Source organism: Streptomyces atriruber (assembly GCF_001418325.1).
GTDB lineage: Bacteria > Actinomycetota > Actinomycetes > Streptomycetales > Streptomycetaceae > Streptomyces > Streptomyces atriruber.
Genome location: NZ_LIPN01000021.1, coordinates 446 through 1,242 on the forward strand (window position 1 = coordinate 446; position 797 = coordinate 1,242).

Sequence of the window (797 nt, forward strand, 5' to 3'; positions counted from 1 at the left end):
TCGGTCTCGGCGAGCAGTTCGCCGAGGATCAGGCCGGAGAGCGGGGTGGCCGGGGCCGGCTTGAGGATGATCGGGGTGCCGACGGCGATGGCCGGGGCGATCTTGTGCGCGCAGAGGTTCAGCGGGAAGTTGAACGGCGCGATGCCGAGGACGACGCCCTTGGGGAAGCGGCGGGTGAGCGCGAGACGGCCCTGGCCGCCCGCGTCGGTGTCCAGACGCTGGGCCTCGCCGCCGTTGAAGCGGCGGGCCTCCTCCGCGGCGAACCGGAAGACGGAGATCGCGCGGCCGAGCTCACCACGGGCCCACTTGATCGGCTTGCCGTTCTCGGCGGAGATCAGCTGGGCGATCTCCTCGGTGCGCTCGACCAGGCGGTTCGACACATGGGTGAGGGCGGCGGCGCGGACGTGGGCCGGGGTCGCGGCGAACTCGTCGCGCACGGCGTACGCGGCGGCGACGGCTTCCTCGACCTGCGCGTCGGTCGGTACGGCGGCCTGGCCGACGACCCGTCCGTCCCAGGGCGAGGTGACGTCGAAGGTGGTCTCGCCGGTGGTCTGGCGACCGGCGAGCCAGAAGGCGTGGATGGAAGTCATGTCGATTCCCGGCCCTTCCGCGGTGGTGTGTCTGGGGGTACGACCTCACCGTAGGTGCAGCGGGAGCCGCTGACGTTTGTCCGACGCGGAGTACTGGCCGGGGGCCTCGCACCGCTTTGTATGTGTACTGGACCTGGCCCGGAGCCCTGCGCTTGAGGGGCGTTTTTCGGCGGCGGGGCCGGTGGGGGCCGGGCGCGCAGTTCCCCG

1 protein-coding gene is annotated in these 797 nt (G+C 72.1%); it reads right to left on the bottom strand.

The window, feature by feature from the left end:
• Nucleotides 1-590, bottom strand: a 590-nt coding sequence (locus AOK03_RS43720; protein WP_244177451.1) for an aldehyde dehydrogenase family protein, incomplete at its 3' end; no start/stop codon positions are given.
• Between the last annotated feature and the right edge of the window lie 207 nt (nucleotides 591-797).